This window comes from Candidatus Methanoperedens nitratireducens (assembly GCF_900196725.1).
GTDB lineage: Archaea > Halobacteriota > Methanosarcinia > Methanosarcinales > Methanoperedenaceae > Methanoperedens > Methanoperedens nitroreducens_A.
Genome location: NZ_FZMP01000184.1, coordinates 1 through 9,971, shown reverse-complemented (window position 1 = coordinate 9,971; position 9,971 = coordinate 1). Strand labels below are relative to the sequence as shown.

Annotated in this window: 7 protein-coding genes; 4 read left to right on the top strand and 3 right to left on the bottom strand. The window is 48.1% G+C overall.

The window, feature by feature from the left end:
• Both MNV_RS12025 and thiC read left to right on the top strand, forming a co-directional pair.
• The coding region (locus MNV_RS12025) for an ATP-binding protein (RefSeq protein WP_257000050.1) at positions 1–1,883 on the top strand (1,883 nt) is incomplete at its 5' end.
• Positions 1,880–3,148: a phosphomethylpyrimidine synthase ThiC gene (gene thiC / locus MNV_RS12020; protein ID WP_096206204.1), complete on the top strand. Its 1,269-nt coding sequence runs from the start codon at positions 1,880–1,882 to the stop codon at positions 3,146–3,148. The genes MNV_RS12025 and thiC, both read left to right, overlap by 4 nt.
• 73 nt (positions 3,149–3,221) lie before the next feature.
• Here thiC and MNV_RS12015 read toward each other — a convergent pair whose 3' ends face one another.
• Entirely contained in the window at positions 3,222–3,479 is a 258-nt protein-coding gene (locus MNV_RS12015; protein WP_096206203.1) for a hypothetical protein, read from the bottom strand.
• Positions 3,480–3,754: 275 nt separating this feature from the next.
• Here MNV_RS12015 and MNV_RS12010 point away from each other — a divergent pair, with 275 nt between their 5' ends.
• Both MNV_RS12010 and uppS read left to right on the top strand, forming a co-directional pair.
• Entirely contained in the window at positions 3,755–5,947 is a 2,193-nt protein-coding gene (locus tag MNV_RS12010; RefSeq protein WP_096206202.1) for an ATP-dependent DNA helicase, read from the top strand.
• 85 nt (positions 5,948–6,032) lie between these two features.
• Positions 6,033–6,938, top strand: a complete 906-nt coding sequence (uppS, locus tag MNV_RS12005) for a polyprenyl diphosphate synthase (RefSeq protein ID WP_257000049.1) — start codon at positions 6,033–6,035, stop codon at positions 6,936–6,938.
• Between the two features lie 5 nt (positions 6,939–6,943).
• Here uppS and nikR read toward each other — a convergent pair whose 3' ends face one another.
• Positions 6,944–7,366 (bottom strand): nickel-responsive transcriptional regulator NikR, encoded by a 423-nt coding sequence (nikR, locus tag MNV_RS12000; RefSeq protein WP_096206201.1) that lies wholly within the window; start codon positions 7,364–7,366, stop codon positions 6,944–6,946.
• Positions 7,367–7,930: 564 nt separating this feature from the next.
• A complete protein-coding gene (thsA, locus tag MNV_RS11995) occupies positions 7,931–9,604 on the bottom strand; it encodes a thermosome subunit alpha (protein WP_096206200.1) in 1,674 nt (557 codons plus the stop codon).
• Between the last annotated feature and the right edge of the window lie 367 nt (positions 9,605–9,971).

Genomic DNA, 9,971 nt, shown 5'->3' with positions numbered 1-9,971 from the left:
AATCGAGAACCTATGAATTGGTAACCACCGGGAAGGTTAATCAAATCCTCATTAACTGGAGTAATGGTTATAGAGAAAGTATAATAATCAATGGAATAATCCTGAGAGATACAATGGTGAAGGACTCAATCGGCGTTATATTCGGAAAAACCGAATCTCTAAATTTCATGTTTGCCGTCTCCGACAGCACGGCAATAAAAAAGTCAGATTACATAAAAGTCTGGCACGAATCGGATGGCTGGACCCTGGGGCAGGTCTCTTCTATCACCCGCTCAAGCGAGGATTTCTCAATAAAAGAAGCAGTCGATGTGGCTGAAGGTTCATCCAAAGTAGGCGAGATGGATGAACGGATTATAGCGCAGGCGACCGTGATAGGTTCAAGGGACAAGGAAGGGACCATGCGGGTGCCGAAATCCCCGTTCAGCCCCGGGGATAAGGTCTTTAAAGCTGATGAACTGCTCATAAGACAGACACTTGGCTTGATGCGGGGGGATGTTTACATCGGTCTTCTTGAAGGTCAGAATGTCCATGTCAATCTCGATGCCAACAACCTGGTCCAGAAGCATTGCAGCATCCTGGCAAAGACAGGTGCGGGAAAATCCTATACCAGTGGCGTGATACTGGAGGAGCTTCTTGACAAGAACGTCCCGCTCCTGATAATTGACCCGCACGGGGAATATGCCACCCTGAAATTCCCGAACGAGGACAAGCCCTCATCTTTTGAGCGGTACGGAATATCGCCAAAAGGCTATGCTACGCAGGTAACAGTATATACACCTGCAAATAAGGTACTCAACCCTGGCGCAGACACTCTTTTCAGGTTAAACGGAATAAACCTTGGTATAAAAGATTTTATGCAATTCTTCGCTGAAGACCAGTCGCAGAACCAGACAGGCATACTGTTCGAGGCGGTCTCAAAACTCAAAGTGGAAAAGCAGACCTATACTATTGACGATATAATCTTCGAGGTTGGGCAGAACAAGAGTAAAATCAAATGGAACGTTATAAGCAAGCTTGAGGCTTTACGGGAGACGGGGATATTATCTGATAAACACACTTCCATCAATGAACTCGTACAGGAAGGCAGGGCCTCGATAATCGATATGAAAGGCGTGAATCCCGACCTCCAGGGGATGATAGTTGCGAAGCTGTGCAGCGACCTGTTCGAGGCGCGCAAGCTCAACACAGTGTCCCCATGCATGCTTGTGCTTGAGGAGGCACACAATTTCTGTCCCGAGAAAGGATTCGGTGGGGCGGTGTGCAGCGATATCCTGCGCACGATCGCCTCTGAGGGCAGGAAGTTCGGTCTTGGGCTCCTGGTCGTCTCGCAGCGCCCGGCGCGTGTGGATAAGAATATCCTTTCGCAGTGCAATACCCAGATAATAATGAAAGTGACGAACCCGAATGATTTAAAAGCTATCAGTAAAGGGCTTGAAGGCATAAGCTCAGGTGTAGAGGATGATATCAAGAGCCTTTCCCCGGGTGTGGCGATGATAGTGAGCAATTATATCGAGCGCCCCGTGCTTGTGGATATCAGGGTTAGAAAGAGCAGGCACGGCGGGGCCAGTGTTCCGATCGTGAAAACACCTATTGCTGATGGCAAGCCGGTAGCTGAGAATAAAACTGAGCCTTTGCCTGCCCGGGGTAAAGAACAAACGACGCAGGCTTTACCCTCGGATTCTATTTTGAGTAAAATACTGCAGGTACAGGCATCAAAACAGGGCAGGGAACGCCCGGAGAAAAAAAAGGAGTCTCCGCAAGAGCCTCCCGAAGAACATCCGGAAAAACATCCTGAAGAAATTGAAAAACCGGCACAGAAGAAACAAAAAACAAAGCGCGGGATAGGCCTGATGGCTAAAATGTTCGGTTCGAGGAAGAAATGACCACATTAATGGAAGAAGCACACGCCGGCGTTGTGACAGAAGAAATGAGACGTGCGGCGGCAAAAGAGGGGGTAGATGTTGAGGGTGTAAGAAAGCTGCTTGCAAAAGGGCATCTTGTCATCCCTAAGAATGTCAAAAGCAAGTCACAGCCAATGGGTATTGGCAAATTGATGCAGACAAAGATCAATGCCAACGTGGGTACTTCAAGGGATTATGTTGATATTGAAGCTGAGGTCGAAAAGGCCCTGACGGCGCAAAGATACGGCGCAGACACTATAATGGATCTCTCCACGGGTGGCGATCTTGACCTGATACGCAAACGAGTCATAGAAGCTGTAGATGTGCCTGTGGGTTCCGTGCCCATCTACCAGGCAGCGAGCAATGGTATCGGGAAAATGACATCTGACGATATGTTCAACGCCGTAAGAAAACACGCTGATGATGGCATAGATTTTGTCACTATCCACGCAGGCGTGACGCATGAATCCTTCAAGCGCCTGAAAAGCAGCGACAGGATACTGGATGTCGTGAGCCGCGGGGGAGCATTCACGATCTCCTGGATGAACCAGAATTACGAGGAGAACCCGTTCTATGCGGAGTATGATTACCTGCTTGAGATGGCAAGGGAGTACGATTTGACCATAAGCCTGGGTGACGGCATGCGTCCCGGCTGTATCCACGATGCTTCTGACAGGGCGAAATTCGAGGAGTTCATAATCCTGGGAGAGCTTGTAAAAAGGGCACGCGCGGCAGGAGTTCAGACGCTTGTTGAAGGTCCGGGGCATGTGCCTATTGACGAGATCGGGCTTTCCGTATCAGCAATGAAACATCTCACCGATGATGCGCCGCTTTACCTTCTTGGGCCGCTTGTTACAGATATCGCGCCCGGCTACGACCATATCACAGCAGCGATGGGCGGCGCTGTCGCAGGAATGCACGGCGCGGATTTCCTGTGCATGACCACGCCTTCCGAGCATCTTGCTCTTCCCAATGTGGAAGACATAAAGGAAGGCACGATAGTAACGCGGATAGCAGCCCATGCAGCAGATTTGACGAAAGAAGGCGTACGTGAAAAAGCGCGCGCCAAAGACCGCGAGATGGCGCTGGCGCGCAAAGACCTTGACTGGAAGAAGCAGTTCGAGCAAGCTCTCGACAGCGAGAAGGCGAAGGCGATACATGCAAGGAGCAAGAACGCAGATACATGCAGCATGTGCGGGGAGCTTTGCTCGATAAAGATGATGAGGGAAGTGATGGGGAAGAAGTGACACGCGCACTTGCAAATAATATTGTCTCTACGCTTTGCGCTCTTGGCGTTCTTTGCGGTGAGTTCTCTCTTGTCTATTCTTCATAAACGTAATCATCCGCTTTACCCGCGCCGCCCCTCCCCCGCCTGCCAATCGGCGCGTCAGGATTTTTCTCAGCACGCTGCGGTTTTTCGATTTGCAGCAGCTCATCCTCATGACGCAGCGCGATTTGCGTCATGGTATCGATAAGCTCCATAAGCGTTACTTTCTTGCGGCGCGCAAGGGTTATTTTTGCCTGTATCATGTCCAGGCGCTGCTTTGTTTCGTCGGAGACTTTGATTGTGGTTGTCATACTAGTATACTAGTATATTTTTTAATTAAATATACTTTTCTACTTTTATTCTTATGAGTTATTCAATATCTGCTAACGAAGGGTTTGCGAGATGGTACGGATTTAGCTACTAATACTCTTCGCGCAAAGGATAAGAAATACAAATGCTGTCCGATCGTATGATACATCATATAATCGTATTATATATCATACGTTATCAAACGAATTTTATCTTAAAGTTATTTTTACAAAGTCTGAGAAACACTTTTTAATCCCTTCCTCCTTTTAGCACTGAAATGAAAATCCAGGAACTTGACCTTCCAGAAGGCGTTATTCAATATTATCATGATACAGGCGTCACCGACCTCTACCCCCCACAATCAGCCGCAATCGAAGCCGGTCTCCTCGAAGGCAAGAATATCGTCGCAGCGATCCCAACAGCCTCAGGCAAAACACTTCTTGCGGAGTTCGCCATGCTGAAATCGATATTGAACGGTGGGGGAAAAGCCCTCTACATAGTTCCCCTGCGCGCGCTCGCCTCGGAAAAGTACGACAGGTTCAAAAGTTTTGAGGCTATCAAGAAAAGCAGCGGCGGAGGGGTGTTAACAGGCATTGCGACAGGTGATTTCGATTCTCAGGACGCGTGGCTTCGGAATTTAGATATTATCGTCGCTACATCCGAAAAAGTGGACTCGCTGCTGCGCAATAAAGCCTACTGGATGGAGGAAATAACAGTCGTAATCGCAGACGAGATCCACCTCATTGATTCGCCTGACCGCGGGCCCACGCTTGAAATCGTGCTCGCCAAAATGATGCGAATGAACCCGAAGCTGCAGATGGTCGCGCTCTCAGCCACCATAGGAAACGCGAACGAGATCGCAAAATGGCTGAATGCCGAACTTGTGGTTAGTGACTGGCGCCCCATCGAATTGAAGGAAGGCGTATTTTTCGGGAACGCTATAAATTTTGCCGGCAGCCAGAGGGAAGTCAAAGAAAAATTCAGGGACAGCGCCATCTCCCTTGTCTGCGATACTCTAATAGAAGGCGGACAGTGCCTGGTTTTTGAGAGCAGCCGAAAGAACTCAGAGGGCATGGCGTCGCGCATCGGGACTGCGATATCGGAGCTGCTTTCGCAGGAGACGAAAGAAAAACTCAAAACCATCGCAGCAGAAGTACGCGAGACAAGCGAAGTGGATACTACAAGGAAGCTTGCCCTGTGCATCGAGAACGGAAGCGCGTTCCATCACGCAGGTCTCATCTCGGAGCAGCGCAAGCTCATCGAGGACGGGTTCCGCACAGGCATTATTAAAGTCATCGCTGCAACCCCGACCCTTGCCGCAGGTCTAAATCTCCCGGCTCGCCGCGTCGTGATCAAAGGCTACCGCCGGTACGATGCCAACTTCGGGATGACGCCTATTCCGGTGCTTGAGTATAAGCAGATGGCAGGGAGAGCAGGGCGCCCGCGCCTTGACCCATACGGTGAATCGGTCCTTATCGCGAAGACATACGATGAATTAGAGGCGCTCATGAAGCAGTATATTCTTGCGGACGTTGAGAGAATCTGGTCAAAGCTGAGCAGCGAGAACGCCCTGCGCACGCATATCCTTTCAACAATAGCGACAGGTTTTGCAAGGAGCATGGAAGAACTGCTGGAATTCATGGGCGCCACATTTTATTCATGCCAGCAGACGCCGTGGAGCCTGAAGGCGGTAATTGAAAAAGTAATCGGTTTCCTGGTTGACAAAGAGATGATAAAAGAAAAGGCAGGGCTTTTAGGAGCCACAAAACTCGGGGAACTTGTCTCACATTTATATATAGACCCGCTATCAGCTTCAACCATTATTGAAGGCATGGAAAAAATGGAAAAGGAACATATTCAATACACCGAACTAACCCTCCTTCATCTTGTCAGCATGACGCCTGATATGCGAAAGCTATACCTGCGTTCAAACGATTACGAACGACTAAGTGACCTTGTAATGGAGCATCATATGGAATTTGTCCATATACCCGAGCAGTTCAAAGTCGATTATGAATGGTTCCTGTCAGAGGTCAAGACCGCCTGCGTCATGCTTGATTGGATAAACGAGATAAAAGAAGAGGACATTGTCAAGAAATACGGCATCGGTGAAGGCGACGTCCGGGCTCTTTCGGAAACCACGCTCTGGCTTGTCCATTCAATGGCTGAACTTGGTACATATCTAGGAAGAGGATGCGCGCACAGGGCGAGGGAACTTGAGAAACGTGTTGAATACGGAGCAAGCCCTGAGCTTCTTGATCTCATCCAGATAAGAGGCATCGGCAGGGTGCGTGCCCGCAAACTCTATAATGCAGGATTCAGGGACATGGAAGCTCTCCGCGCAGCAGACCAGAAAGAAATTGCAAAGATAATCGGTACAAAAGTCGCTACCAAAGTCCTTAAACAGATAGGAACGAATATAATTGTAGAAAAACCAGAGGAACAGCGCATGCTTGGAGATTTCAGGTAAATTTTAATACTAACCTGACAATAAATGGGTGAGGTATACAGGCTTGAACTTTGTGGGAAATCTATTATATGGTGGTTATGAGGCTTTGCTAACCAATGAAATAAAGGATAAGCCGGTCCCGTCTCATGTTGCTATAATAATGGACGGTAACAGGCGCTTTGCACAAAAATACGGGCTTGCAAAGTATTACGGTCATTTCAAGGGGGCGGATACCACTGAAAGGGTGCTTGACTGGAGCTTTGACCTGGGCATCCGTCAGCTCACTGTGTATGCATTTTCAACCGAGAATTTCACACGGTCAGAAGAAGAAAAGAACCAGCTTTTTGAGCTTATCGGCATCAAATTCGATGAAATATGCAGTGACAAGCGCACCCACCAGCGCCGCATGAGAGTCAGGGTAATCGGGAGCACAGACCATCTGCCGAGCTCACTGCGAACGGCTGCTAAACATGCCGAAGATGTAACAAAACACTACAATGGCGTGTATCTCAATGTTGCGCTTGCTTACGGAGGCAGGCAGGAGCTTGTGGACACGACACGCGCCCTGGCACTGAAGATAAAGAACGGCAAGCTGTCTTTAAGGGACATCAATGAAGAGACAATCTCACGCAACCTGTATCCGTCAAGCGGTTCTGTGCCCTGTGTTGATCTTATCATCCGAACAGGCGGAGATGAACGTATCTCCAATTTCCTTCCATGGCAGGCGAACGGGAATGAGTGTGCAGCGTATTTCTGCGCCCCGTTCTGGCCTGAGTTCCGGAAGATAGATTTCCTCCGGGCTATACGCACATACCAGACACGGGAGCATGAGAGGCAGAAGAATACCATCATGAGGGTTGTCAAAATGTTAAGCTATTACGGGAAGGTAGAAGTGGAAGATGTGATCAGGATATCAAGGAAATTCATTGCGATCCCCAAGGATGAGGTAATAAGCATACTCCATGAACTGGCTCACCACAATGTTGTGATATATAACATGATAAAATGGTAGCAGTGCTAAATTTCCTCTTCGGGGATGATCGTTGTCAGCTTCACGTGTTTTACTCCCCGGAGCGTCATTATCTTCTCCGTAAGGCTTTTGACATCCCTGCCTTCTCCCCTTACAAGCAGTACTTCCATGCATATATCATGACTTATATGCACATGGAGGGAAGAACGTATTATTGAAGAGAACTCATGCTCGATATCGAGAAGTGAATTGACAAGCCCTCTCTGGTTATGATCATAGACCATAGAGATAGTACCCACCCTTTCGCCCTCGACTTCGCTCATCCAGGCGTAGTAACGGATATAGCTCCTTATTGCATCCCTGATCCCTTCGGAGCGTGAAGAATAACCTCTTTTTGTGATTATTTCATCGAATTCTTCAAGCAGGTTCTCCGGAAGAGAAACGCCGATCCTGGCAAGCTCCTTTTCCATTTATCAGTCTCCTGACATTTCAATATAATTTAAAGGATGATAAATCTTTTCATCTGTAAATAATTGTATTCTGTAATTAGTTTTGATTGGAAATTTAAACAGGACATTGATAGTTATCAGACCTGATTACCAAAATTTTTAAGTCCCATTAACGCCATGTTTTAATTGGAGAGCAAATCGGGTTGATCATTATCTGAACTTATGGAAGCCCCATAGGTTTGGATGGATATAGAAATGCCAAACTCGGGTAAAACCGGGTGCGGTAGAACTATGGAACGAGAGTTCCCGCCCGAGCTCGAATCCGTTTTTCGATTTTTTTGTTAAAATTTTATAAGTTTTTTTGGGATTGCCCTGAACTTGAGGTTGCCAGCGCCAGTATAATAGCATTTAAAATAACGTGTTCCATTTTTCAATACCGGGGTCTAAGATGCAGTAAGTTATCTCTATTCTCCAAAAGCCAATAAAAAGGGGGGACGGGGATTGAGAACGATAAGCGATTATCGTTCCAATCCAATGAACGCTGCGGCGTTATTAATACGCTCTGCAAGCAGGGAGAAAGTATTCCTACATCATCATGCCTGGGGGCATGCCTCCCATGCCTCCCATTCCACCCATGCCGCCGCAGGAACCTCCGCCACAGGCTCCGCCATCCCCGGTGCCGCCTGTCGCGGCAAGCACATCGTCTATCCTGAGTATCATAATTGCTGCTTCCGTTGCCGAATTTATCGCCTGCGTCTTCACACGAAGGGGTTCGATAACACCGTTATCCCACATATTTTCCGCCTCGCCGGTGAATACGTTCAGCCCGCTATCCTTCTGTCCTCTCTCATGCTGGCTTCGAAGCTCTACAAGCATATCGATGGAATCAAGACCTGCGTTCTCTGCAAGCGTCTTCGGGATGACTTCAAGCGCCTGGGCGAACTTTGTCACAGCCAGCTGCTCTCTTCCTTTCAGAGTAGAAGCGTACTCGTTCAATCTCAATGCAAGCTCGACCTCTGGTGAGCCTGCGCCTGCGACGAGTTTCTCATCCTCGATCGCCACGCCGACAACCCTTAAGGCATCTTCAAGCGCCCTCTCGATACTGTCCACCACATGCTCGGTCCCGCCGTGGATAAGGATCGATACAGCCTTCGGATTGCTGCATTCTGTGATGTAAAGCATCTTATCTTCGCCGTGTCCCCTTGTTTCGACAAGCCCTGCGCTCCCTATATATGAAGCATCAAAGTCATCAACGCTGGTGATAAGGGTGGCTCCTACGGCCATTGCTACTTTCTCGATATCTTTTTTCTCAACGCGCTCAACCGCAAAAATGCCTGCTTTTGCCAGGAAGTGCTGGCCAATATCATCAATACCAAGCTGGCAGAGCACGACGTTCGCTCCCGAAGCTGCTATCCGGTCCACGATGTCCTGCACTATCTGCTCTTCCTGATCAAGGTAATTAACAAGCTCTCCGGGTGTCGAAATCTTAATCTCGGCCTCAAGTTCCATCTTGCTGAACTCGATCGGTCTGGTGATAAGAGCTATTTTTGCGTCTTTGACCTTGTCGGGCATGTGGTGATGCACCTTGTTCTTATCAAGGACTATGCCTTTGATAAGCTCGCTATCTTCAACGCTCCTGCCGACCTTTTTCTCTGTCTTTATGTTATTGATATCCACTATTTTTTTCCCGTCTTCTTCATCCACGATAGACCTGATGGCTCCAACTACGATATCAGCAAGTTTGTCCTTTGAACCCTCCGCACCTTTCCCGGTCATCGCCGTCTTCGCGATGTTCAGGAGAGCGGCATCATCGTCCTCTGTAATGGTATGCGTGATATCAGCTAACAGCTCAATTGACTTTTCAGCGGCCATTCTGTAGCCTGTAGCGATGATCGTGGGATGCACGTCCTGCTCCAGAAGCTCCTCGGCGCGCTCAAGCAATTCCCCGGTAAGCACTGCCGCTGTCGTGGTGCCATCCCCCACTTCGTCGTCCTGGGTCTTTGCCACCTCGACAAGCATTTTCGCGGCAGGATGCTCGATGTCCATCTCTTTGAGAATGGTAACTCCGTCGTTCGTGATCGTGATATCCCCGCCGTTCACGAGCATCTTGTCCATGCCCTTTGGTCCAAGAGTAGTCCTTACTGCGGCTGCAACTGCTTTTGCCGCCATGATGTTGTTGCTGCGGGCTTCATGTCCCCGCCTTCTCTCCGTGCCTTCTTTTAAAATTATGATCGGCTGTCCGCCAAGTTGTGCTGACATGAATATATCCTCCGGTTTATGATTGTTCTGGTTCCCGGCGGGTTATATAAATTTCAGTGGATTATATAACTGCCGGGCTCTGAATTTTCGCAAAACAATGTTTGAGGTTCTATATAAGAGTGACGATTGGAGGTTCTGTCAAGTCTGCGTTTGCTTGGATAGGCTGTCAAAAATCGTTTGTTAAAAAGTTAAGTTTGACAAAACTTGAATGTGTCTTAAAAAACAGGGTGTGGATTTTTATGATCGATGAATTTATGGTGGGTTTAAAAGTTGGAAAATATCTGAAACCGTTAAGAATTAAATCTAAGTAATTTTTATAGCTAGTATAAAGATTCCAGATTAACATTACAATGATTCAATACTTCCA

Bases quoted from the DNA above. Each gene is read 5' to 3' on its own strand.
- thiC (WP_096206204.1), top strand. From the start codon at position 1,880: ATGACCACATTAATGGAAGAAGCACACGCCGGCGTTGTGACAGAAGAA.
- MNV_RS12015 (WP_096206203.1), bottom strand. From the start codon at position 3,479: ATGACAACCACAATCAAAGTCTCCGACGAAACAAAGCAGCGCCTGGAC.
- MNV_RS12010 (WP_096206202.1), top strand. From the start codon at position 3,755: ATGAAAATCCAGGAACTTGACCTTCCAGAAGGCGTTATTCAATATTAT.
- nikR (WP_096206201.1), bottom strand. From the start codon at position 7,366: ATGGAAAAGGAGCTTGCCAGGATCGGCGTTTCTCTTCCGGAGAACCTG.
- thsA (WP_096206200.1), bottom strand. From the start codon at position 9,604: ATGTCAGCACAACTTGGCGGACAGCCGATCATAATTTTAAAAGAAGGC.